This is a genomic window from Pseudomonas shahriarae, from assembly GCF_014268455.2.
Lineage (GTDB): Bacteria > Pseudomonadota > Gammaproteobacteria > Pseudomonadales > Pseudomonadaceae > Aquipseudomonas > Aquipseudomonas shahriarae.
In genome coordinates this window covers 2,762,123-2,786,034 of sequence record NZ_CP077085.1, presented here as the reverse complement: position 1 = coordinate 2,786,034, position 23,912 = coordinate 2,762,123, and the positions used below count along the sequence as shown (strand labels likewise).

The window sequence follows — 23,912 nt, the reverse complement described above, 5'->3', positions numbered from 1 at the left end:
ACGAAAACTCCATGGTTTGAATACGTCGCAAATCAACTGAGAGCGCTGGCTTACCTGCTCCCTCAGTTGATTTGCGCATCATTGCCCTACATCTCGTAACGCAACGCCAGGCCCACCGTGCGCGGTGCGCCTACATCGACGATATCGCCACTGCGGTTGTTGGTGATGTATTCCTTGTCAAAAGCGTTTTTCACGAAGCCGGAGACCGCGATATTTTTGCTGACTTTGTACTCGGTGTTGAAGTTCATCAGCCAGTAGTTGTCGCTCCGGCGCTCGCCCGTGACGTTGCCTGCGGTATCAAACCTGTATTCCGAGGGCGCGGTGCTTTGATACACCAGGTCGGTGTTCAGGGTCAGGCGATCATTCCAGCGGTAGGTACCGCCCAAGGACAGTTTGTACTTGGGCGAGTTGAGGAAGCTCTCGCCGCTCATATTGCGGCCGTCGCCGGTCACGAAGTCCTTGTACTTGCCCGCAGTGATCGAGCCGCCTGCCGTCAGGGTCAGTTGTTGGCCGAGGTCTTTCTCGACAAACACTTCCAAGCCCTTGATATCGCTGCTACCGGCGTTGAACACCTGGACGAAATCGGTGTGGCGCTCCAGCACACTGACCTGCTGGTCTTTCCAGTCGGTGTAGTACAGGTTGGCGCGGGTACGCAGAGTCTTGTCGAAGAACGAGCCACGGTAGGACAGCTCGTAATTGGTGGTGTATTCCGGGTCGTAGCCCTCGTGGCCGCCACCGGCGCGGACGTTGACGCCGCCACCGCGATAGCCCTTCTGCACCATCACGCCAAGGTATTGGTTGGCAGCCAACTCATAGTCGAGGCCCAGTTTCGGCAGGAGCGCATCAAACGATTTGCTGACTTTTCCAGGGCTGGAGAAATCGTCCTGCTTGATGTTGGTGTCGTTGGTTTCGTGGTCGTAGCGCAGCCCGGTGATCAAGGTCCACTGCGGGGCGAATGTCCAGTTGATTTCACCGAACACGGCCTTGCTTTCAACGGTGGTATCGCCCTTGGCGGTACCAAACAGGACGTTGTCGAACAACAGGCGGTCGTGGAAGTTGTTGGTGTTGTGGCCGTAGTAGGCGCCGACAAAACTCTTCAGCGTGTCGCCACTGTAGTTCAGGCGCAGTTCCTGGCTGAACAGGTCGCCGTCCTGGGTGCGCAACACTACCTCGTTGGCGTCGGCTGACTGGTCGAAATCCAGGCGTGCGTCGTAATCGGAGCGAGTATTGGCAGTCAGGCTGGTCAGCGACCAGTTGTCGTCCAGGCGATAGTCCACCTTGGCGCTGAGCGTGTCCTGCTCAAGCTTGTCGTAGGCCCTGGTGTTGGACGTGATCTTGTAATAACGGATCTTGTCGTTCTGGCGCATGGCAGCGTTGTCGCCCTTGCGGCTTTCGCCATGGGCGTAGGTCAGCAACACATCCAGATCGTCGTTGGGCAGGATCAGTAGCTTGCCCCGGGCATTGCCGGTACGGGTCGGGTTGGCGTCGTCATGCAGGGCAACGTTGTCGATGTAGCCGTCGCCGTCCTGGTAATCCACGGCGATACGCGCGGCGATCTTGTCATCGACCAACGCGCCCCCACCGGCCACCGCTGCACCGCGCTCGCCATAAGTGCCCATGTTGGTGCGCGCGGAAAAACTCGGCTCGAACGTTGGGTTGCGGGTCTGGATCACCACTGCGCCGGCCAGCGAGTTGCGGCCCTGGGTGGTGGATTGCGGGCCGAGGAACACTTCGACCTGGTCGACGTCCCACAGCGGCATCGGGCTGAGGGTCAGGGCACGATTCGGTTGCACGGCGCCATCGACGAAGACCGACACCGCACCGTTGAGCGTGGCAGGGCCCTGATCATCGAAACCGGATACGGGCACGCCGCGAATCCCCCAGTTTTCATTGCCGGACTGGTTGTACACACCTGGCGTACGCGCAAATACGTCCACCAGATCACGGTCCTGCTTTTCACGCAGTTGCTGGTCGGTCACCACCACCACGCTCGACTGGGTCTGTTCCAAGCTGCGGTTGATCTTTTCACCGGTGACGGTGATCGGCGCGATCTCCAGAGCGCTTGCCGGTTCCGCGGCCCACGCACCGTTGCACAGGCAGATAGCCGAACCCACCGCCATTGTCGTTTTCTTTAAATTCACGCCCTGCTCCCCTACGCCTGTTTTTTGTTTTTTCTCGTGCCCGGAACGCTGTTTGTGCCCAGCCGGCGGGAGTCTAATTCAATCTTGATGTTAAAGAAATACAATTGATAACACATCTCATTCGTGGAATTTAGTGTCATGTAACGATGCTGATATCCCCGAACGTTTGCCGTACGTTGACCATTTCTGGAGCAGTGGTTATTATTCGAAAACCTACCGACCGGTAGGCAGTTTTTTTACGTTGGAGGCTGTATGAATTCGCAACCCACCCACAGGGTTCCCCTGAGGCTGGCTATTGGTCTGGGACTGATCGGCGCCCTCGGCCCGTCGGCGGTCGATATGTACTTGTCGAGCCTCCCGCAGATTGCCCACGAGTATCAGAGCAGCTTCGCCAGCGTGCAGTTGACCTTGACGTTCTTCCTCCTGGCCATGGGTGCAGGCCAGTTGATCTTCGGGCCCATCGTCGATGCCTATGGCCGGCGCCGCCCCCTGCTGGCCGGCCTGCTGTTGTTTACCCTGTGCTCATTAGGCGCGGCGTGGGCACCGACCCTTGAGACATTGATCGCTCTGCGTTTCGTCCAGGGACTTGGCAGCGCACTGACGCTGGTGGTGATCATGAGCATGGTCCGGGATGTCAGCGAAGGCGTGGCCGCAACCAAGCTCTTTGCGTTGCTGATGACCATCGAAGGGGTTGCGCCCATCTTCGCCCCGGCACTGGGTGGGATTATCGACACCCATTACGGATGGCGCGCGGTGATGCTGGTCCTCGCCGGGTTTGGCCTGGCCGTGCTCGGCAACAGTTGGCTGTCGCTGCCGGAAACCCTGGCCCCCAGCCAACGGGAACCGCTGCGCCTGGGCGCGGCGTGCCGGACTTACCTGACCATCGCCAGGGACCCGCACTTCCTGCGCCCGACCCTCGCCGTGGCCGCGGTGTTCTTCTTTCTGTTTGCCTACATCGGCGGTGCAACCCTGGTGTATCAGCAAACCTATGGCCTGAGCCCGCAAGCGTTTGGCATGCTGTTCGGCGTCACGGGCGTGGCCATCCTGATCGGGGCCATGAGCGCCGGGAAACTGGTCAGCCGCCTTGGCTTGAACCGTCTTTCCTTGATTGGCGTGTCGTGCATGGCGGGTGGCTCGGCAATCGCCCTGGTTTCCAGCGTTACCCTCCTGAGCCTGCCCGGTATAGTGGCGGGCATGGCGGTTGCCCTGTTTGGCCTGGGCATCGCGGAGTCCACGCTAATGTCGCTGGTAATGTCCTCGCGAAAACGCGCGCTGGGCTCCACCGCCGCACTGTTGGGGGCATTTCAACTGTCGATCTCCGCCAGTGCGACGCCGATCTCGGCCTTGGCGCTGACCTATGGACCAGTAGCTTGGGCCGCGTTGCTGCTGGCCAGCGCGTTGCTGACTTGCCTGCTGACCACCACCAGCCTCCCCCGGGGTGCTGGGCAAACCTATGACCTGACCGGGCACTGATCAAGGAGCAGCACCATGACATCCACCATCCTGACCTCGGCCGCCGAACGCATCGCACAACTGGCCGTGGAGCAATTTGCCGAGCATGGTTACGACGCCGCCTCACTGAATGACATCGCCGTTCGCGCAGGCATCAAGAAGGCTTCGCTATACGCCCACTTTGCGAGCAAGGACGCGCTCTACGTGGTCGCACTCGAACTCGCCCTACGGGCCGAGCTCGATTACGTGCAAAGCCAATTTGCCAGGAACTCGCGGTCGATCAAGGCCCCCGGCGAGGTCTATATCAACAACCTGCAACGCCGCCACAGCGCCAATCAATCCCTGCGGTTCTTGTTACGGGCCGCGTTCTACCCGCCGACGCCGCTGAGGGACGTGGTCATGTCCGGGTTCAATGACTATATGGCGACGATCCGCGGCCATTTCCAACAGGCGCTGCTTAAGGCCTATCCGGACGTAGACGAGCAGGCCATGCAAGTGTTGGCAGAGGCTTACCTGGTGATGATCGACAGCCTGCATGTAGAACTGACCTACGGTGATGCGCCGGCCTACGCACGCCGTCTGGAGGCGCTGCAACGGTTGTCGCGGGCGGTGGGTTACGATGAGATTATTCTTCGGCTACGGGGGTAAATACCTGAACGGCCTTGGCAGATTCAAGTTCCGTTTTGGTTCTCATCGGAATGACGCCCAGGCCACTTCCCGAATCGAATGTTCTAAACATAGGTGATCGCAATGCCATGTGTTAAACAGCGACTACAAGGCCGGTGGAGTGCCCGCCGTGGTGACGTGCCGCCGAGTCGCATGCCCGCCCAGGAAAATGTAGATCACTGATATGGCGGGCTTTTTTTCAAAGCTGGCGCACGCATTCCAGCAGAAAAAGAGCGCATGCAAACTTGCGCCAAGGTGCCTGGATCTATATATTCCCTAGCCTGCTGCACCGCTCAAGCGCTTTGTTCGACAACGCCCCCTTGAGCAGCTTCATCGCGCTGCCGCCCGAATGGCGAAACTGGTAGACGCATGGGACTTAAAATCCCCCGCTCGTAAGGGCGTCCCGGTTCGATTCCGGGTTCGGGCACCATAGATATCAAGGGCTTGCATGATGAACTTCGTGCAGGCCCTTATCTTTTCTGCTCCGCAATTTTAGACTCTGCTCCGCAATTATCCCTCCCTCGGCGTCCTGCCGACCGAACACGAACTACCAAATTTCCCACGACTCGTGGTGCTTGTCGTATGGCCGCGTTCGGCCAGAAGCGAGAATTCAGGTCATGGAAAATAAATCTGTCCCGTTATGACTGGTTCCGTTATTACTGCATCGCTTAGATACAGTGAAAAGTTCGCGACCGAGAGCTCGTGCAGTGTCCATATGAACCTTCGGATCCTGCATTTCTGACTCGAGTAGGAGTTCGGACGTCACTACGCATGCGCCGCAATAGTCGAAGATCCCATGGTCAATCTGCGTCTTCATGGCGTCGGCATAGCCGTGCCGCTCATAGGTTCCCCCATCGGCACCGCCGACACCGACAAGATGAACGCGCAGGTGACGAAGCTTCTTCACCAGCTTGGCATCCGAACTGTAATCAAACGCCCAGCCATTGGCGAACACGCGATCGATCCACCCCTTGAGAAGCGCCGGCATCGACCACCAGTAGATGGGATAGACCAGCACAAGGGCATCGGCGCGATCGATCCGCGCCTGCTCGGCGGCAACATCAGCGGGAGGCGGTTCCTCCCTGTGATGGACAGCGAGATCAGCCGCAGTGAACCTTGGATCGAACGCTTGCGCCGAGAGGTCCGCGATTTCGAAGGAGTTGCCGGGATCTGCCAGGGATACGCCTTCGGCGATTTGCGAAGCGAGGCTATGGGTGAGGGACTGGGGATCGTGATGGGCAACAACGATAAGCGCGTGAATGTCGAAAACTCCTGCTACTGATTGAGGGCGAAAGGGCGAACCCTATATACTATTGGTAAGTTACGCACAGTAAGTTACTTTTGGTATATAGCCATGTCAAGCATCGAGACAAGAGAGCAGGGTTCCAGACCGCAGCCGCGTCGGCGCATGTCAAGGGAAGAAAGGCAACGACAGTTGCTGGACGTCGCCTGGCGGCTAGTCCGGGAGGAAGGCACGGAAGCCTTGACGCTTGGACGGCTCGCCGAACAAGCTGGCGTGACAAAACCCGTGGTTTACGATCATTTCAGCACGCGGCCCGGGTTGCTGGCGGCGCTCTATCAGGAGTTCGATGCTCGCCAGACCGCACTCATGGACGCCGCGCTTCAGACGAGCGAACCCACCTTGCAGGACACGGCGACGGTCATCGCATCGTCTTACGTCAACTGCGTGCTTCTTCAGGGCAACGAGATACCCGGTGTGATCGCGGCGTTGGCCAGCTCACCAGAGCTCGAAAAGATCAAGCGCGAATACGAAGCGATCTTCATGAACAAGTGCCGGATGGCCCTCTCCCCATTTACCAGAGAGGGTTCTATCGCGCCCGCGAGTCTTCGAGCGATGCTCGGTGCGGCCGAGGCCCTATCCCATGCCGCCGCAACCGGAGAAATCACACCCGAGCAGGCGCAGGGCGAACTCTTCGAAACGATCATCGCAATGGTCGACAGAAGCGCGCGCGGTGGCACGTAAAGTGTCGACGAGAGCGGTGAGCTGAGCGTTTAGTGAATCGGAGGGCCAAACACGAATCTATCGGACGTTGCACCGGACGTCCGAAAAGGGTCGATTGTAGCCGGTCGCGAAAGACCTGAACCGGCCAGAAGCGAACACTCAATATAACTCCTAGTCACCATGGTGCAGAATGCCCTTCCAAAGAGCGGCGGCCTCGATTACCGCCGCCATAGATGATCCTGATACCAGCCATCAAGGCAGATAGCCCGGCAGCATAAAGCGTTGGCGAATGCTGACTCAGCCATGCAAGCACGATGAGCCAGGTGTCTGGTTTGTCTGGCATGTTGGGCGTCGTAGCTGCGCTGATTAAAGGTAAGTCGCTGATAAAGTTCAGGCTCGGAGAAGAGCATATGGCCACGTGTTACGATCGGCTGCGTTAAACGGATATGTCCCCCAGGGGAACCTGGTACACGATCTAATGAGCTGCAAAATGAGAGGCGAAATATGCAATTTAGAAAACACTACCCAATACTGATCGCTATGAGCTGTCTTCTCTTAACAGCGTGTGACACGAGGAAAGATCAGATTTATCAGGTCGTCCGTTGCGTTATGGCAACAGAGACTGTGGCCGGCGGCGCCCCTGGTGAAGTGGGGATCAAAACCGGGCAGGCGGTTGCTCAATATCAGAAGGACCATGGCCTAGATATGAACTACGAAGAAATTAAAGATCTCGCAGAAAAAGCACGAATAGAAATAACAGGAAATCCGGAGTTGCCAATGCCTGCTCAGATTGATCGAGCAAAAAAAATCATGGCTTCGGATCAATGCAAAAATAGTCATCCCTGATTAATTTGCTTCGCAAAATAATTTCGCAAATAAAAAACCGACTATGTGGTCGGGCCTCTATCAAACTCGCCGTAGGCAAAATATTAACTATGGGGAAATAATTTTCTCAGCCGTGCGGGAATTCAAGCGGCCTCATTCATCTTGTAAGTTATCCCACCAATTGGGCGTAATGCCTTGGCGTCAATGTCATAGCAGGCATCGAAGCAGAGCTGCACAAAAGGCTCCCAGTCCCTCCCCCAAGCTGCCGGTGGGAGCTTGATGCCGTACTCCCCTTCCAACCAGGCACGAAAGATCTCTGGCTTGATGAATGGATCAGGGTTCGAAGACTGCCCGCCCTGGTGCATGTATCGATAGCGGCGAAATACACCCTTAGCGACGTACGCAGCACGATCACGCTTGCTGGCAGTCATGCGCTCTACTCGGGAGCAAGCCTGGTTGAAAACTGCCTCTTCCGCATCCTCCCGATCATCATCGGTCGGCTCTGCCGCGTACATAGCATTGCCAAAGGCGCGTAGCAGGTAATGGAGACGCGCTATCGCCGACTGGATGTGACCAGCAAGCGCTCCGTGCACCGCGTGATTTGCAGTAGGTCCTCGCTGGGTACTCTGCACCACTACTCCAAGCTCTGCGGCATCTGAGGATTGGCCAGGCGCTGGGTTGTCGTTGCAGTCATGCCATGCCTGGCGCGCTGAATTAATCTTCATGCGACAGCCCTCTTCAGCTCTCTAGTCTTCGCTCGGTAGTCGGCGGTCATCGCCTTTAACTTTTCGACCGTGTACTTCTTGGCCTCATGAGGTCCCTCCAACCACTCAACTGCCTCAGCGCCTAGCGCTATTGATATGTGGCTGATCGAGAGCGAAACGCTCGAACCGTGCGAATGACCTGGCAAGCAATGCGCCCCGCGAATCCCAGCGGAAGAAGGGAGATTCAACTGAACAGAATTAGCGGTCCCGATAGCCTCGGCTGGGAACACCGGACCTCATGCACCCTGCCCCACTCAACCAGGGCATTCAGAGCTGTAGCGTGCATTTTGTAAGGGCCTTTTGCCCAGGGATTCACCTCGAAAGAGATCGCCCGGGAGGCAGGCATTGAGGGAGGCATGAGTGTTGACGAATACAGGTGAACATCCGGGACAACCGGCTGGCCGTCAAGCAGGGTAAAACCATCAACCATCACGGGGCTTACGAACTGGGTTGAGCAGCAAGGCGGCACAGAAATAGCCGACAACGTTCGCGGCGCGTTGGATTCATGTTCGACCAGTTGCTGGGAGCAGATTGTTACAGCAAACTCAATCCGCTCGCCCCACCTAAAGGAACTGAAATCACATGAAGGATCAACCCAGCCCTATCCCCCTAGTTATCCTTGACGTTCAGGACGCCATTGATCGCCCGAACTGGGACGGAAAAAATAATCCTGGGTACGTGGCGGTAATCCAACGCCTTCTTGATCTATGGCGATCAAACGACTGGCCAGTTCTGCACGTGAAGCACGATGAACGAACTCCTACATCTAGTTATTACGTCCATGGCCCGTGGAATGGCATCAAGGAAGTCGTTGCCCCGATAAAGGGAGAAGCCGTCATCATCAAACATGAAAACTGCGCCTTCATTGGCACCGAGTTGGACGCCACTCTCAAAGGGATGAAAGCAAAGCAGTTGGTGCTAACGGGGGTCGTCATTCATAACAGCATGGATGCCACGGTCCGTGCGGGCAAAGCACTCGGATACAGCATCATTCTTCCCTCAGACGCCACAACTGCTGTGCCCGTCGTCGGGGCGAATGGAAAGACCTGGGACGCCAAAACTGTTTACGACCTGACCTTGGCAATACTTGGTGATGAATATGCCGATGTTATGTCATCGGACGAAGTGATCGCACAGTTCACGTAAGGCTAAGAGGCTTCCTCAACCGCCCTGCCTCAGTATGAAGGCACCTATTGATGCGATAACAGTCGCTAGCGCCAGATGCAAAAAGCCCAGCGCTGGTTGGGCGGTTGGCTACCACAGAGCAACTCGAAAGCTACTGATATCTCGAATGCTCGCACGCTGCCTTCAGTCGTTGCATCGCATCCGGCGCCATAGGCGCGGTCATCATTGACCTGTAGGTCATGCACTCTTGAGTTTCATGGGGCTTTGGAATATCAACGTGACTCGAAGCGCACCCCGCCAGCAGCACCACCGCTACCGCCGCTATAAAAATCCGCATGTCGTTCCCTCTGTGGTTTGGCGGGACTGTAGCACTTATAGGACTGCGCAAAAGCTCGGCCCCTAGTCGTGTTTTACCAATCACATGAATGTTCAGTAAGCGGCTCATCAAACTGGACAAGGACGACTCGCGTGTAGCTACGGGCATTCATCACCCCCAGCAAAAACAGCGTCCTTTCTGCTGAGCCGCACGGGGTGTTTCCCGGCAGTCGAACCTCGATGTGCGCAGAGAGCAGCATTTTTTCCATAAGCTGGAAGTTTGAAACCTCTATACCTCAAGTCACGCAGATTCCACTACCAAGTCTGTTAATGGAACCGCACAGCAGGTCAAGACATGATTGCTCATTTGCTCTTCTGCAGATACCGCTGATGCACTTTGTTGGTCAACGCACCCAGAAACGACTCTCACTTTACATTGACCACAAAACCCTGCACGACATCCATAAGGTAATTGCACACCCGCTTGCTCAGCCTGACGCAATAAAGGCTGCTGATTATCGCCTAAGAAGGCGACTCCATTGACTATCAGGTTAACAGGCCTAAACTCAGCCTGAGGGATAATAGCAACATTGAAGGTTTCTTGATGATAATGTGACTTAGGCACACCGAGCTTCAATAACTCACACCGAGCATATTTCATGAACTCATCAGGACCACAGGCAAATACCTGCCGTTCGCTTACCTTAGGAATCCCCTTGAGCAACTGAGTATCTAAGCGTCGCTTTGGCCCGCCCCATAATTCATCAGGCCGAGTTAATGCGACAATAACTTTCAGATTAGGGTTAACGCTCTTAAGATAATCAATCTCTGACTTAAAAGCTATGTCTTCCCGAGTGCGGCATTGATAGTAGAGATAAATATCAATATGCCTTTTATTATCATAGAGGTAACGCAGCATAGAAATCATTGGTGTGATACCGCTGCCCGCAGCAAGCAATAGAAGCTTATCAGCAGTAATATCGAGATAAAATTCACCGGCAGGTGATTCCATAGCTAACTTGTGCCCCACCTGCAAGCGATCATGTAACCAGTTCGAGACACGCCCACCGGGTGCTCGTTTTACCGATATTGCATATAGCCCCGCGCGCGAAGGCGTTGACGATAGCGTATAGCGACGCGTGAAATACTGACCGTCTATTTTAAGCGTTATAGGAAGATGTTGCCCTGGAAGGTATGAGGGAAGTAAATTGCCGTTTCCAGATTCAAACCAGAAAGTACAAATATCGTGAGAGACGTTCTCCCGCTTAGCACAAATCAGACTTAGGCGTTGAGTGGCACTGACGTTAAATACCTCCCGGGGCTTCTCTTCTAAAACCTCGATAAAATCCCCTACTCTAATCACTCCTTCGTTGAGGGCAACAAGATTATGCCCGAATTTAATATTTCCTTGTTCATCGCTTCTGAATTCAGACAGTGTTTTTAACGGCTCTTTTTTTGCATCGAAGATTGTGCTTTTCGGATCAATCGTTGTGAGAACACATCGCGTGCAGGGTTTAACTCCCTCAAAGATAACGTCACCAATACGAATTCGCTTCCAGCTATCCTCATCGAAAGCATTCGTTCCACTGACCACTAGATTAGGTCTAAAATGGGTCATTGAGACATTCTCGATGCTGCGCTCATTCAGCGCGGCCAGAGAGGCCTCACTGATAATAAGCAAAGGGTAACCGTCAGCGAAACTGATGTTAAATGGAATAGCCTCACGCGTTCTATTTGATTGTTCACCGGTATAAAGCAGTTGCACCGGGGCACTCAAAATAGCCGAAAACCATTGATTCGCCTCATCGGTGGTAGTAAAGGCAATAAAGTTATCCTTGAACACATTGGTACCAGCCTCAAGCATCATAAAATCCGAATACTTTAATACGAGACGTTTGCATTGCGCATAGGTTAAATATAATCCCTCCGCAAATAGCGCAGCGGTTATATTAAGTAACTGCGGGAACTCACGGGCCGTTATCATCTCGCCATCTTCACGCGCCACCATAAAGCGGCGATCGAACGCAATCCCCTGCTTCTCAACCCACACTTGTGACTGGCTGATTCCACCCGTCGATTTAACAGGATAAAATGTTATCTCAGTTAAATAAGGTTTATTCGTCAAGGTCACCTGATCCTCCGGATATTTTTAGACCGAATTGAATTATCAGATCGAAGAGTAGTTTTCCAAGCTATATCCGCGGGATATTATTTCTTTCCTGAGCGCCAGGGAGGTCAAAACATCAATCTCTTTAATCCGAGGGTAGCAATATGAACTCCTTAGAATGACATCATCTAAAAATGCGGGATGACACATTATCTCAAGACTCATACAACCTCGCTTATCGGCATTCTCTAGTATTTGCAGGATAAGCGCCTCTGAAACGGCCTCTCCATAAAAACTGGAATCGAAATAATTGGTGGCACGGGAAGTATTTACTTGAATATTAAATTTTTTAGCTTCAGTGCGGTCTATCCGCAAAGGCAATAATTTACTGCTTGCGAAGCTCTCAACCACGGGATAAATTTCTGGCAGCATATGCACAAAATGATGGCTGTCCAAATGTGTAGGGCCCCTCCCAAAAACCTCTATAAACTTCTCAAATTGCGCATTTAATTCGACTGCTATCTCTGCGGGTTCCAGCATTCCCTTTTCTGCATATCCCCACAACCATTTACCTAGCTCCCCGGCTTCATTAACCAGACTTTTCATAGCCGTTAACGGACGTCCATAGGTCAAAACAAAGTGAAGCCCGACGCCTAAACCTGGGTTTTTCTGACTCAGTTCAGCTGCGTGTAACGCATAAGGAGAGGTAACCATGGCGGTTGTCGACGTGACGATGCCGTTATTGTAGGACTCAACTATCCCGTAGTTCTGGCCTTTGCTCATGCCAAAGTCATCGGCATTAACAATTAAGATTTTTTTCATTTTGCTCCTCTCGTCATGTTCAATACTCCTCTGAATAGCGGGCTAAAGCAGAGAAGCGGAGCCTAGGGGAGATCTGAAGTAGCCAGCGTTTTTGATGCCGTCGTTGATTGAGGTCAAAAAAACGCTGCAACGCCATCCGATCTCAAAACACGCATTTATAGGCCCGACGGAAATTTCGGCGGTTTGGGCATACCACCCCTTTAAGCGCCCGCCCCGGTCTGTTGAGCACCGACCAAGCACTCAAGCGCCTCACCCAAGCCTGTGGCCTTGTCACCAATCAACAAGTGCCAAACACCGCTTTCCAGCTGGCTGAGACCTTGGCAACCTAGCGCAGTGAGATCAGCTTCGGACAACCCCGATTCATCCCCCAACTCCACACGCAACCGCGTCATCGCCACCGCTTCCAACTGCCGCACATTCCCCCTGCCACCCAACGCGCTCAGCCATTTCTCGGCTTCCTGCACATCCACCGCCATCGGCTTATCCAAGGGCGCACCCGTCACAGGTGCTCTGACAACAAACGAAGGCATGGCCAACCGAATTTCATCAGCAATGCAATCCGCCATCGGCCCGACCACCACCTGCAAACTCCCGCCGCTCCCTGGCCGCACAACAGCTATCGCGCCGAGTGCTTTCAGCTCCGCGTCCACCGCCTTGTTGCGGTCGACCATGTCCAGGCGCAGACGGGTGGTGCAGGCGCCGACGCTGAGCAGGTTGTCGGCGCCGCCCAGGGCGCGGATATAGGCACTGGCCCGCTGGCTATCACTCATTGCTTGGGCCTGTACCACCTGGATATCTTCACGGCCAGGGGTCTTCAGGTTGAACCGACGAATGCAGTAGTTGAACACGCTGTAGTAGATCACCGCGTAAGCCAACCCCACAGGAAACACCAACCAACCATTGCTGGACTTGCCCCAACCCAGCACCATGTCGATAACCCCTGCGGCGAAGGTAAAGCCCAGGTGGATATCCAGCATATTGGTGACAGCCATCGACAGGCCAGTCAGCACCGCATGGATCAGATACAGGAATGGCGCCAGGAACATAAACGCGAATTCGACCGGCTCAGTCACTCCGGTCAAGAACGAGGTCAGCGCCATCGACAGGAAAATCCCGCCCATCACTTTGCGGCGTTCAGGCAGCGCATTCCGATACATCGCCAAGCACGCAGCGGGCAGGCCGAAGAGCATCACCGGGAACATGCCGGTCATGAATTGGCCGCCTTTGGGGTCGCCCGCGAAGTAGCGAGCGAGGTCGCCAGTGACCACGGCGCCGGTCACCGGATCGGTAAAGGTGCCGAACACAAACCACGCCATATTGTTGAGGATGTGGTGCAGGCCAGTGACGATCAGCAGGCGGTTGACCACCCCAAACACAAACGCGCCGAGGCTGCCGCTTTCCATCAGCAGCACGCCGAAGCTGTCGATACCGTGCTGGATCGGCGCCCAGATCAAACCAAAGATCACCCCCAGTCCAACCGCGCTGAACCCCGTGATAATCGGCACAAACCGCCGCCCGCCAAAGAACGCCAGGTACTCCGGCAACTTGATGTCCTTGAAGCGGTTATACAGCGCGCCTGCCATCAAGCCACTGGCGATACCCGCAAGCATGCCCATGTTGATAGAGGTGTCCATCCCCTTGAGCGTGGAGACCATCACCAGGTAACCAATCGCACCGGCCAAACCCGCCGTGCCGTTGTTGTCACGGGCGAACCCCACGGCGATGCCGATGGCGAAGATCAGCGCGAGGTTGGCGAAAATTGCCTGCCCGGCGTCGTGCATCACCGCGATGTTCAGCAGGTCGGTGTCGCCCAGGCGTAGCAGCAGGCCGGCGATCGGCAGGATCGCGATCGGCAGCATGAGTGCCCGGCCCAGGCGTTGCAGGCCTTCGATAAAATGTTGATACATGGCATGTCTCCTTTTGTTGTTGTTATCAGCTCAGCGGCCAGTGGTGTTGACAGGCTTGGCGGACGGCTTTGGCACTGCTCAGGTCGAGCAGGCCTTGGCTCAGTTGCCGGCATTGCGCCGCGTCCAGGTGGCGGACGCGGTCCTTGATTTCACCGATCTGCGGCGGGCTCACCGACAGCTCGCTGACGCCCAGACCGACCAGCACCGGCGTAGCCAGCGGGTCGGAAGCGAGGGCACCGCACACACCGACCCAACGCCCGTGTTTAGCCGCGCCGCTGCAGGTCTGGGCGATCAGGCGCAGCAGCGCCGGGTGCAACGCATCGACCCGCGCGGCGAGGCCGGCGTGGTCGCGGTCCATGGCCAGGGTGTACTGGGACAGGTCATTGGTGCCAATGGACAGGAAGTCCGCGTGCCTGGCCAGTTGCTCGGCCATCAACGCAGCGGCGGGCACTTCGATCATCACTCCCAGTTCGGGGCGCTGGGTCAGTTCCAGCTCTGCGCACAGCTCATCGAAGCGCTGGCGGATGTGCAGCAGCTCGTCGACTTCGCTGACCATCGGCAGCAGGATGCGGCAACGCGCCAGCGGGCTTACCTGCAGCAGAGCACGCAATTGCTGGTCGAGCACCTCAGGGCGGACCTGAGCCAGGCGAATACCGCGCAAGCCCAGCACCGGGTTGGTTTCAATCGGCAGCGGCAGATAATCAAGCTGCTTATCGCCGCCCACATCGATGGTGCGGATAATCACGGACTTGTCGCCCATGGCATCCAGCACGGCTTGGTAGGCCTGGCGCTGTTCCTGCTCATCTGGCGCGGTGCGGCGGTCGACGAAGAGGAATTCGGTGCGCAGCAGGCCCACGCCATCGGCGCCGCTTTCAAAAGCAACCTGGGCTTCGGCGCTGGAGGCGACGTTGGCGGCCACTTCGATGGTCGTGCCATCAATGGTGTTCGCCGGCTGTTGGGCCTGGGCCTGTTGCTGTTGGCGACGCAGCTTCTGTGCGTCGCGAATCTGGTGCACTTCGGCGCGGCGCGCTTCGGTGGGTTCCAGTTCCAGGCGACCGTTGACGGCGTCGAGCACCACCCGTTGGCCTTGGGGAACATCGAGTACTTCGGCGCCCAGCGCTACCACACACGGCAAGCCTTTGCCACGAGCCAGAATCGCCACATGGGAAGTCGCACCGCCTTCGGCCATACAGAGGCCGGCAGCCTGCTGGGCACTCAATTGCAGCAGGTCAGACGGCGTCAACTCGTGGGCGCTGACGATCGCGCCGGCAGGCAATCCGAAGTGCCAGGCTTCACCTTGCAAAGCTCGCAATACGCGTTGTTGCAGATCCCGTAGATCGTTTGAACGCTCGGCGAACAGTGGTTTGCCCAAGGCCAGCAACACCCCACATTGCGCCTGGATTGCATCGTGCCAGGCGTGGGTGGCGGCGCTGCCGTTTTCGATGGCGCCGGTAGCCGCCTCCAGCAGTGTTGGGTCCTCCAGCAAGGCGAGATGCGCCGCGAAGATCTCCTCTTCCTGGACGCTCTTACGCTGGCGGGCATGCTTCAGTGTCGTGCGGATTTCGCTGCGCACTTGCTCCAACGCTGCGTCCAGGCGTTGCAGTTGTTCGTCGGCGGAATGGTTGCCGGTGTCGGCCGGCAGTTCGATACCGGTCAGGTGAAACAACGGCCCGTAGACCAGTCCCGGCGCAGCACACACACCTTGCAGCACACCGGCTTCACTGTTTGCCCGGCGTGGAGCGACGATGGCCGGGGCGTGGTGTTCTTCTTTAATGACGACGGATAAGGCCGCGACCAACGCCTGCAGCGCCGCGTCGGCATCCTTTCCGACACAGTTCACACGGACTTCATCACCTTCGCCAATGCCCAGGCTCATCAAGCCGATCAGGCTGTCGCACGACGCTGACTTGTCGCCGAAATGCAACTGCACCTGGCTACTGAAACCCTGCGCAGCCTTGCGCACTAATGCCGCCGGCCGTGCATGCAAACCGCCACGGTGGGTAATGCGCACGCTGGCACTGGCGTGCGCCTCGGCGGTGTCGGCCATCACGGGCTGCACGACGCCAGCCTGACGCGCAACGATGCGCAGCAGGGCTTCGCCGACCTTGACGGCGTTCACGGCCACGGGGCGCAGTTCGAACTGCTCACCGTTAGTGAGGATGATCAGGCTGACCAGGCTTTTGCACTGGCGGGCGATGCGATCCAGGTCAAAGCGCACCAGGGGCTGCCCATTGCTGACCCGTGCGCCTTGCTGGACCAGCAAGGCAAAGCCTTCGCCTTGCAGTTCGACGGTGTCGATGCCCACATGCAGCAGCACCTCGGCGCCATTGTCGGCGCGGATAGTCAGGGCGTGGCCGGTACGGGCAACGTGGATCACGACCCCGGCACACGGCGCATGCAGGCAATCGTTGAGGGGGTCGATGGCAATCCCGTCGCCCATGGCGCCACTGGCGAACACGTCGTCAGGCACATTGCCCAGGGTCAGCACTGGCCCGCTGAGGGGGGCGCTGAGGGTGAGGTCATTATTATTGTCGGGCATGGGCACGGTACTCATCAGGAAACGACAGAAATCAACTCAGTGGGTGCGAGTGACTTTGCTCAGGTGGCGGGGCTGGTCCGGGTCCATGCCCCGGGCCTGCGCCAGGCCGGCGGCCATCACGTAGAAGCTCTGGATTGCCAGGATCGGGTCCAGGGCCGGGTGTTCGGCGCGGCTGAGGGTCAGGTCGCGTTCGGCGATATCGTCGGGCGCGGCCAGCAGCACCCGAGCCCCGCGCTGGCGCATTTCTGTGGCCAGGCTCAGCAGGCCCGGCTGTTCGGCGCCGCGTGGGGCGAACACCAGCAACGGGTAGTTATCGTCGATCAAGGCCATCGGCCCGTGGCGCACTTCGGCGCTGCTGAAGGCTTCGGCCTGGATCGCCGAGGTTTCCTTGAGCTTGAGCGCGGCTTCCTGGGCGATGGCAAACCCGGCGCCACGGCCGATGACCATCAGGCGCTGGCAGTCGCGCAGGGCGTCGATGGCCAGGCTCCAATCCTGGGTCGCCGCTTCGCGCAGGCCGGCAGGCAGGGCGTGGCAAGCTTCGAGCAGGCCGTCTTCCTGGTTCCAGTGCCCGACCAACTGGGCGCTGGCGCTCAAGGTGGCGATAAAACTCTTGGTCGCGGCCACGCTACGCTCGGGGCCGGCGCACAGCGGCACATGGAATTCGCAGGCGGCTTCCAGGGGCGAGTCTTCGGCGTTGACCATCGACACACTCAAGGCCCCGCGCTTGCGCAGCAGGCGCAGGCTGTTGACCAGGTCCGGGCTCTGCCCCGACTGAGAGAAGCCGAAGGCCGCCTGGCCGCTGACCTTCAGTGGCGCCTGCGCCAGGGTCACCACCGACATCGGCAGCGACGCCACGGGAACGCCCACATGCTGCATGGTCAGGTAGGCGAAGTAGCTGGCGGCGTGGTCCGAACTGCCACGGGCGACGGTCATCGCCACTTGCGGCGGCTGGCGGCGCAGGCGGCCGGCGACCTCGGCCAGCAGCGGGTCGAGGCATTGCAGTTGGGCCGCGACGGCCTCACAGGAGGACAGGGCCTCTTCAAGCATTTTTGAAGTCAATGGTTTCTCCTTCGACCATTACGTCGGTGAGGTGCAGGGAGCGGTCCAGGCGCACGCCGCCCAGGCATTTGGACACGGTGTGGCTGCCCAGCTTGTATTCGCCGTCGGGCATGCTGGCGGTGCCGGGAGCGAAGCCCACCAGCTTGGCGGACTCATCTGAGGCGTTGATTGCCTGGATGTGCTGCGGGGCACGCACCACGGAGGACGCTGTCAAAGTTGGTTTTGTGAGGATTAACTTTTCGCTATTCCTCACCATTAATCACCCATGACCATTAGTTTCAGTGGCAATTCGACTTTCTTCTGAGCACTACCGGCGTGCAGGTCTAGCGTTATATTGATCCGAGTCTTTGGCACTTCATTTTGGAAACTATTTGAAGCCATACCCCCCTCCCCTCCAGGCTTTTTTGCAGCAGCAAGTGCTAAAGCGAAACCAATACTGAAACCAGTGCATATAGCCGACGCGTCAAATAGCACACCCGCCATAACACATAAGTTCCATTCCTAAAGAGGGCATAAAGCGCTTACACGTTGCTCGCTTTTGCCCGGCCAAGACCATGGTGAATAATTTCAAATGGTGATTACTAGCCTTCACAGCGCGCCAGGGATCATTCAGAACAAAAATCAGGAATTATCCTACAAATAAACTGATTAACATTCGGGAACCCGCTCCGCACTTGTAGGAGGGGCATGACTCACCCACATGGGTTACAAATCAGTTCACGCACATAGGTAACAGTTACTGACTGGCAGGCAATTACTGATCATCGGATACCTTCAACTACCTGCAAGACACCGACCAAAGCTGATCAAGTCTTGTCGTATAGCTCTGACTCATAAGCTCCCGCCGCATCGCCCCGTCAGGATTCGCCGGCACTCTGGCTGAACGCAACGAGCCCCGGCCCCAACAACCATTAATCTGATCCAGCACGCTCATCACCCTGGACACGTTTACAGGTTGCGACACTGCAAACAAATCTTCGGTGTACTGGCCTCAGTCATTGAGGCAGGCTGTCCTCGTGCCGGCTCATTTGATTTTCTCGGTATCCGGCGCACGGGAAAGGCTAGACCCGGTCACGCTCAAGAAGCGTGCCGAGCAGAGGGTGTTGCGCCAGGGTAAGCAGGCCGTGGGCAACGTCAGGAACAAAGGGCCGACTCTGAAGCCCTGACATGCGCCTGGCACGCCCGCAGCGCGATCAATCCTTGGTCGTAGGCGTTGATATTGCCTACAATCGGCGACCTCAAGATAAAGACAAAGGAGCAAATTTGAACAAGAACTCGTATCGTTATCTGGTGCCTTTGATTTTTGGAACGCTGCTCTCTGCTTCCTTGCTTGTTACATGGCATAGCCATATTTACTCCAGAACCTTCTTCAAGCCAGATCTACAACAAAGCTACCTTATCGCCTCATCAGTACTAGCAATCATAACTTCGCTGGGCATGTTATTATTTAAATCAAACATCACACCAGGCAACACTCTCAAAAACATAAAAATCATTATCTGCACGCCAATAGCCGCACTTATAGTGTGCATGCTTATATTAGTCATTCCATTTTCACTTTCAATCTACCTTTCCACTGGAACTCAAAGCAGCTACACGACTGCCTATAAAAAAACCTCAGGCGGCAGAAGAAGCTGTAGTGGGATTGAATTCTTCGAGCCAGAACTGAATAAAGAAATAAAAATATGCCGATCAAACGTTATCGACAATACTGGACAGGTAAGCGTTTACAAAACCAGCACTCATAACGGCATAGTCATAATAGGCACAAAAATTTAATGGTGTTCTTAGGCAGGGGGTTAATATTTTAGGGAGCTGTAAACTATCCCCTCCCCCTATCCGACAGGGTGAACAACTGGCCCTGGGCCCAGTCAGTCATGCCCCGGTAGATCGCCGAGATGTCACGCAGCAGCGAGCAGGCATCAGCCTTGTTCTGCAGGTTCAGGTTGCAGATGAAACGCAGCTCCAAAGGCCGAGACTTTGACCGGCCTGCCATCACCCGCAATGACAGGAAAACTGCACGAAAAACCGAGCTTGGGTACAACAATCAGTTTGCGCAAAACGCCACCTGTCGACCCAATACTGTTCACCCTCTTCCCCCCGGCACCCCAACACCCTGCAAGCTGGTGAACTCCAGAGCGACGGTAAAACGCTGCTGCTCCAGAATTACATCAATCTGCCAGCCCAATTTTGCACATAACTGACGCATCAACTGCAGCCCCAGGCCGTAGCCGTAATCGCTGGACTCCTCCCTCGGCTTGGCCTCCCTGATGTGGTTGGCAATTACCAGGCGCGGGTAGTTGAAGCTGATTTCTACCTGGCCCTCTTCCGCGTATTGCAGGGCGTTGCGCAGGAAGTTACCGATCACGATGCGGCACGCGGTGGGGGGGAGTCGGCAGGGTTCGCTGTGGATGTCGACAAGCAGCTCGATATCCCGATTGCCGATCAGGTAGCGATGTTTGTCAATCAGCTCGCCGACCAACGCGCTCAGGTCTATATCTTCCTCAGGCAATGGTTCTGGGCGTTCGCGGCTCATCCACAGCAAGGTCTCGGCGATAAGTTGCATGTTCAACACCGAGCGCTCAATGCGCTGCAGGGAAGATGGCAAGACACCGCCGGCCTGCAGGGTCAACAGTTCTATATTGGCCTTGAGCACCGCCAATGGGGTTCGCAGTTCATGGCTGGTGTAGCGCAACAGGCGGCCTTCACGCTGGCTGGCAGCTTGTACTTGCTCAACACTCTGGGCCAGCGCATCGGCCAGGGTATTGAACTCCTTGAAGCTGAAATCCGGGCGCTCGCCGGCCCGGGCATCCGGGTTGTTCAGGGTACTGGACCATTGGGCCAGGCGTCCGAGCGGCCGCACCAGCCACCAGACCAACAGGGCGATAATGATCAGCGCCGGCACGAACACCGCCAGGCTGACAAACACGACGCCCTGCAGTACCTGATCAAAGTAGGCATCGGACAGCGGCGTCTCGACCTCACCGCCCTCTTCGTGATCATGGTCAATGTCATACATATAAAGGGTCTTGCCGTCACCCAGGGGCTGGGTGAGGACTGCCCGGATCTCAGCATCGTCATCATCGGAGTCTGTATCACCGAAGACCTGAACGGCACCGAAGGACATGCTCGGCGGTGCCTCGAGCAGTTGGCGCACGCTCGCCGGCAAGGCTTCCTTGCCGATAACGGCTTCGAAGAAGTAGTTGCGCGGCGGTGGCGTGGTCGGATCCTTCTTGTAATGCCTGACGAAATACTGAGCCTCTTCTTCCATCATTGCGCTGGCGGTGTAGAGCAGGCCACGCACGGTGTATACCGGCAGCAGTTGGCTGTAGATCAGTAACACCACAGCAATCAGGAACAGGAAGCTGCCACTGATCACCCACTTCAGACTCAGGCGGTTACGCATGGGGCTTCACCTGAACCCCGACCCCAGGCAGGGTGTGGATCAGCGGCCGGTCAAAGGGTTTGTCTACCGCCTTGCGCAGCCGGTGCATGTGGACTTTAAGCGTGTTGCTGTCCGGCGGCTCATCGCCCCAGATCGTGGTTTCCAGGCGCTCCCGGGGCACGAGTTCAGGGCTGGCGCGCATCAGGTACTCCAGCAGGGTCCAGCAAATGGGCGACAAATGCAGCTCCTGCCCGGCGCGGCTGACTTTGCGGGTGGTCAGCTCCATGACCAGGTCGTCCACCTGCAGGCGGCTGGTCTGGCCACTGCGGCGCACGCTCAGGGCGCGAATCCTGGCGACCAGTTCGGCCAGCTCGAAGGGTTTGACCAGATAGTCGTCGGCCCCCGCCGCAAAGCTGGCGAGTTTGTCAGGGAGCGCGTCCAGTGAAGTGAGCATCAGGATCGGCGTCTGGCTGCCTTGCTGGCGTAGCCGTTCGCACACTTGCTGGCCGTCCAGGCGCGGCAACATGATGTCCAGGAGAATCACGTCGTAATGCTGGTCGAGTGCCAGGTTAAGGCCGGCCTGGCCGTTAGTGACGTGGTCGCAGACCATGCCGCTGATTTCCAGGTACTCGATGATGGTCGTGGCCAGGTCAAGGTTGTCCTCGACCAGCAGCAGGTGAATATGCACGGAAAAGTCCCCTCGGACAGGTGTTGCGCAGAGGGTTGAAGGATAACGGAAGTCGGGCATTTCCCGTGGATGTTTACCTCGCGTTAACCCGGCACTCTCTAAGCTGGGGCTCTTCCTATCCTGAGCTCATCACCGTCATGAACCTTTACTCGATGGTTAAAAGAGTCCTGTTGGCTTTGATTCTATTCGGCCTGATGGCCAGCGTCCTGCCGTCTCGCGGGCAATTGGTCAACCTGGGAGGCGGCAGCCGGTTTCTGGTGGGCGAGCATCTCGAGCAGGCAGCTGCGTGCTGTGTCGCCAGTGCGTTCCGATAACGTAGGCGCCAGTTACAGCTGGCAGGTGCTGATATGCCTGGGGCTGATTGTGGGTGTGTCGATTGCGATGGGTAGCTACATCGTTCATTTGAATGCGCGCATTGATAAGCAGCGAGAACTGTCGCCGGTGTATCTGCACCAATGTGGCAACGGGCGCGGGGGGTTTATTGTGTACCCCGACGGCAGGCGCAGCAGTGATGACTGCTACCCCGCCGATGACCTTGAATCGACGAGCACTGATCAGCCACAGGACGTACCAGGCACACCCCGCGAGCAATGGCTCAAATACATCCTGCCTGCCGTTGAAGGCCTGCGCAGAATGACCTCCAACAGTCTGATCAGCACCTCCAGGCCCCGGCCGAAACCCCGGCACGCCAGCCTGCCAGGCACATCTGATATGCTTTTTTCTTTAACACCTGCATCTGTACCGAACAGTGCACAACCCGGACAATGGCTCATCGGCAGGAACTCCCCGGCCGCCCTTCTTCCTTTTGGAGGCCCCATGGCTAAGATGGCATTTTTTCTTTTAGGGTTTCTGGCACTGACCGTTGGCATTGGCCTGCTGGCCACGATCTCACCGGTTTGAGCCCCGGCCCGTAAAAGCCTGGACTCTTTAGCCGGCAAAAAACATCGGGTACAACGACAGCACCAACAGCCCCGCCATCGACCCGTTGAACAGCTTCAACCAGCGGGGCTCACGCAGGACATTGCGCAAGCCGGTGCCACACCCCGCCCACACGCACACACTCGGCAGGTTGACCACGGCAAACACCACGGCGATGACCAGCACGTTAGTGAAGTAGCCTTCAGCCGGCGTATAGGTGGTGATCGCGCCCAATGCCATGACCCAGGCCTTGGGGTTGACCCACTGGAACACCGCAGCGGCGAGAAAGGTCATGGGTTTGCGCTTGCCGTCGGTGTCGTCCGACATTGCGCTGGAGGTCGCTATCTTCCACGCCAGGTACAGCAAGTAAGCCGCCCCGATATAGCGCAACGCGGTGTACGCCCATGGCAACGCCTTGAACACCTCCCCCAGGCCCAGGCCGACCGAAATCACCAACAACATAAAGCCCACGCTGATCCCCAGGGCATGGGGAATCGAGCGGCGAAAACCGAAGTTCACCCCCGACGCCAACAGCATGGTGTTATTGGGGCCAGGGGTGATCGAAGACACGAAGGCAAACAGCGCGAAGGCCGATAGCAAGCTGGTGGACATGAACATGGTGCGTCATCCGGCGAATTATTGTCGCCTTGACAGTAGAGGGTTATGCCGCGCCTCGCCCCGTACAGCTAGGGGCAGATCGAGAGATACAATTCATCAAGGGTGGGAGCTGTCGAGCCCGGCGAGGCTGCGATGGCGGCACAGCCCCCAGCACGATGACAACTTCGCCAAAGCCTGACAGCAAATACGAAACAATTGACGCTTAAACCGGACTTGGCACTTGCCGATAGGTGACTGTTTGCCCCAGCGCGATGGCACTGGCCTCAAGCCGCAGACGCTCGGCGTCAAGAAAGCCATGCAACGTTTTGAGATGACCGATCTTGAGTTGAATCTCAGCCATTTTGTCGGCCACCAACGCAGCGCCCTGGGCACAGTCAATCGTACTTTGCCGCTTGGCTTCGAGGATTTCGCCGACTTCAGCCAGGGAAAACCCCATCTTCTGCGCCATCTGAATAAACGCCAGGTCCAGTGCCGTCTGCTCACTGTAAACGCGGTAGTTATTGGCTCCCCGCTGCACGGTGATCAGCCCCAGCGCCTCGTAATACCGCAAGGTATGGCGCCCAAGGCCGCTCCTACGCTCAAGCTCTGCGACTTTCACGGTAAATTTTCCTTGACTGT

21 protein-coding genes, 1 tRNA gene and 5 pseudogenes are annotated in these 23,912 nt (G+C 56.9%); 9 read left to right on the top strand and 18 right to left on the bottom strand.

Features of this window, described 5'->3' with window-relative positions; translation table 11 throughout:
* Positions 1-86: 86 nt before the first annotated feature.
* Positions 87-2,141, bottom strand: coding sequence for a TonB-dependent receptor (locus tag HU773_RS12380; protein WP_057959522.1), 2,055 nt, complete (start codon positions 2,139-2,141; stop codon positions 87-89).
* A gap of 252 nt (positions 2,142-2,393) precedes the next feature.
* On the opposite strand from HU773_RS12380, the gene HU773_RS12375 reads away from it, so the two are divergent.
* The 3 genes from HU773_RS12375 to HU773_RS12365 all read left to right on the top strand — a co-directional run bounded on the left by HU773_RS12375 (position 2,394) and on the right by HU773_RS12365 (position 4,689).
* Positions 2,394-3,614, top strand: a complete 1,221-nt coding sequence (locus tag HU773_RS12375; protein WP_186626182.1) for a multidrug effflux MFS transporter — start codon at positions 2,394-2,396, stop codon at positions 3,612-3,614.
* A 15-nt stretch (positions 3,615-3,629) separates the two neighbouring features.
* Positions 3,630-4,241 carry a TetR/AcrR family transcriptional regulator gene (locus tag HU773_RS12370; protein ID WP_057959520.1) on the top strand — a complete coding sequence of 204 codons (612 nt, stop codon included), beginning with the start codon at positions 3,630-3,632 and terminating at the stop codon, positions 4,239-4,241.
* Positions 4,242-4,602: 361 nt separating this feature from the next.
* Positions 4,603-4,689 (top strand) — tRNA-Leu (locus tag HU773_RS12365).
* Positions 4,690-4,869: 180 nt separating this feature from the next.
* On the opposite strand, the gene HU773_RS12360 is transcribed toward HU773_RS12365, so the two are convergent.
* A complete protein-coding gene (locus HU773_RS12360; protein WP_057959519.1) occupies positions 4,870-5,520 on the bottom strand; it encodes an NAD(P)H-dependent oxidoreductase in 651 nt (216 codons plus the stop codon).
* 93 nt (positions 5,521-5,613) lie between these two features.
* On the opposite strand from HU773_RS12360, the gene HU773_RS12355 reads away from it, so the two are divergent.
* A complete protein-coding gene (locus HU773_RS12355) occupies positions 5,614-6,243 on the top strand; it encodes a TetR/AcrR family transcriptional regulator (protein WP_057959518.1) in 630 nt (209 codons plus the stop codon).
* 172 nt (positions 6,244-6,415) lie between these two features.
* On the opposite strand, the pseudogene HU773_RS12350 reads toward HU773_RS12355, so the two are convergent.
* Positions 6,416-6,565: pseudogene (locus HU773_RS12350) on the bottom strand (phage holin family protein); the annotation flags it as partial.
* 161 nt (positions 6,566-6,726) lie between these two features.
* Between HU773_RS12350 and HU773_RS12345 the strand changes: the two are divergent.
* Positions 6,727-7,068 (top strand): hypothetical protein, encoded by a 342-nt coding sequence (locus tag HU773_RS12345; protein ID WP_186626183.1) that lies wholly within the window; start codon positions 6,727-6,729, stop codon positions 7,066-7,068.
* 122 nt (positions 7,069-7,190) lie between these two features.
* Here the strand turns inward: HU773_RS12345 and HU773_RS12340 are convergent, their stop codons facing one another.
* The gene (locus HU773_RS12340) at positions 7,191-7,772 is read right to left on the bottom strand and encodes a hypothetical protein (protein WP_120732793.1); all 582 of its coding nucleotides are present in this window, start codon (positions 7,770-7,772) and stop codon (positions 7,191-7,193) included.
* A pseudogene (locus HU773_RS12335) lies at positions 7,769-7,894 on the bottom strand (recombination protein NinG); the annotation flags it as partial. The pseudogene HU773_RS12335 and the gene HU773_RS12340, both read right to left, overlap by 4 nt.
* Before the next feature lie 499 nt (positions 7,895-8,393).
* Between HU773_RS12335 and HU773_RS12330 the strand changes: the two are divergent.
* On the top strand, positions 8,394-8,957 hold the full coding sequence (locus tag HU773_RS12330; RefSeq protein ID WP_186626184.1) for an isochorismatase family protein: 564 nt from the start codon (positions 8,394-8,396) through the stop codon (positions 8,955-8,957).
* A gap of 595 nt (positions 8,958-9,552) precedes the next feature.
* On the opposite strand, the gene HU773_RS12325 is transcribed toward HU773_RS12330, so the two are convergent.
* The 8 genes and pseudogenes from HU773_RS12325 to HU773_RS12290 all read right to left on the bottom strand — a co-directional run.
* The gene (locus HU773_RS12325) at positions 9,553-11,382 is read right to left on the bottom strand and encodes a hybrid-cluster NAD(P)-dependent oxidoreductase (protein ID WP_128593930.1); all 1,830 of its coding nucleotides are present in this window, start codon (positions 11,380-11,382) and stop codon (positions 9,553-9,555) included.
* Between the two features lie 36 nt (positions 11,383-11,418).
* Positions 11,419-12,180 (bottom strand): chitin disaccharide deacetylase, encoded by a 762-nt coding sequence (gene chbG / locus HU773_RS12320; RefSeq protein WP_169990561.1) that lies wholly within the window; start codon positions 12,178-12,180, stop codon positions 11,419-11,421.
* A gap of 200 nt (positions 12,181-12,380) precedes the next feature.
* Entirely contained in the window at positions 12,381-14,087 is a 1,707-nt protein-coding gene (gene nagE, locus HU773_RS12315) for an N-acetylglucosamine-specific PTS transporter subunit IIBC (protein ID WP_057959511.1), read from the bottom strand.
* 25 nt (positions 14,088-14,112) lie between these two features.
* Positions 14,113-16,626: a phosphoenolpyruvate--protein phosphotransferase gene (gene ptsP / locus HU773_RS12310; protein ID WP_217883923.1), complete on the bottom strand. Its 2,514-nt coding sequence runs from the start codon at positions 16,624-16,626 to the stop codon at positions 14,113-14,115.
* Between the two features lie 36 nt (positions 16,627-16,662).
* Positions 16,663-17,685 (bottom strand): SIS domain-containing protein, encoded by a 1,023-nt coding sequence (locus HU773_RS12305; protein WP_115127493.1) that lies wholly within the window; start codon positions 17,683-17,685, stop codon positions 16,663-16,665.
* Positions 17,666-17,803: pseudogene (locus tag HU773_RS27415) on the bottom strand (hypothetical protein); the annotation flags it as partial. The pseudogene HU773_RS27415 and the gene HU773_RS12305, both read right to left, overlap by 20 nt.
* A gap of 140 nt (positions 17,804-17,943) precedes the next feature.
* A pseudogene (locus HU773_RS12295) lies at positions 17,944-18,066 on the bottom strand (type VI secretion system contractile sheath small subunit); the annotation flags it as partial.
* A 397-nt stretch (positions 18,067-18,463) separates the two neighbouring features.
* Positions 18,464-18,676 (bottom strand): annotated as a pseudogene (locus tag HU773_RS12290) (DUF4113 domain-containing protein); the annotation flags it as partial.
* Positions 18,677-18,852: 176 nt separating this feature from the next.
* On the opposite strand from HU773_RS12290, the gene HU773_RS12285 reads away from it, so the two are divergent.
* Complete coding sequence (locus HU773_RS12285) at positions 18,853-19,464, top strand: hypothetical protein (protein WP_128593602.1); 612 nt, start codon at positions 18,853-18,855, stop codon at positions 19,462-19,464.
* Positions 19,465-19,507: 43 nt separating this feature from the next.
* On the opposite strand, the gene HU773_RS12280 is transcribed toward HU773_RS12285, so the two are convergent.
* From HU773_RS12280 to HU773_RS12270, 3 genes are all read right to left on the bottom strand, one after another.
* A complete protein-coding gene (locus HU773_RS12280; protein WP_186625849.1) occupies positions 19,508-19,654 on the bottom strand; it encodes a hypothetical protein in 147 nt (48 codons plus the stop codon).
* 117 nt (positions 19,655-19,771) lie between these two features.
* Positions 19,772-21,091: a sensor histidine kinase gene (locus tag HU773_RS12275; protein ID WP_057441967.1), complete on the bottom strand. Its 1,320-nt coding sequence runs from the start codon at positions 21,089-21,091 to the stop codon at positions 19,772-19,774.
* Complete coding sequence (locus HU773_RS12270) at positions 21,084-21,758, bottom strand: response regulator transcription factor (RefSeq protein ID WP_057441969.1); 675 nt, start codon at positions 21,756-21,758, stop codon at positions 21,084-21,086. Before HU773_RS12270 ends, HU773_RS12275 begins: the two co-directional genes overlap by 8 nt.
* Before the next feature lie 170 nt (positions 21,759-21,928).
* On the opposite strand from HU773_RS12270, the gene HU773_RS12265 reads away from it, so the two are divergent.
* A complete protein-coding gene (locus HU773_RS12265; RefSeq protein ID WP_162947681.1) occupies positions 21,929-22,072 on the top strand; it encodes a hypothetical protein in 144 nt (47 codons plus the stop codon).
* Complete coding sequence (locus tag HU773_RS27410; RefSeq protein ID WP_225923858.1) at positions 22,059-22,658, top strand: hypothetical protein; 600 nt, start codon at positions 22,059-22,061, stop codon at positions 22,656-22,658. The genes HU773_RS12265 and HU773_RS27410 overlap by 14 nt, the downstream gene beginning before the upstream one ends.
* A gap of 27 nt (positions 22,659-22,685) precedes the next feature.
* Here HU773_RS27410 and HU773_RS12255 read toward each other — a convergent pair whose 3' ends face one another.
* Both HU773_RS12255 and HU773_RS12250 read right to left on the bottom strand, forming a co-directional pair.
* Entirely contained in the window at positions 22,686-23,294 is a 609-nt protein-coding gene (locus tag HU773_RS12255; protein WP_057959778.1) for a LysE family translocator, read from the bottom strand.
* A 202-nt stretch (positions 23,295-23,496) separates the two neighbouring features.
* The gene (locus HU773_RS12250) at positions 23,497-23,892 is read right to left on the bottom strand and encodes a MerR family transcriptional regulator (protein WP_057959779.1); all 396 of its coding nucleotides are present in this window, start codon (positions 23,890-23,892) and stop codon (positions 23,497-23,499) included.
* Positions 23,893-23,912: the final 20 nt, after the last annotated feature.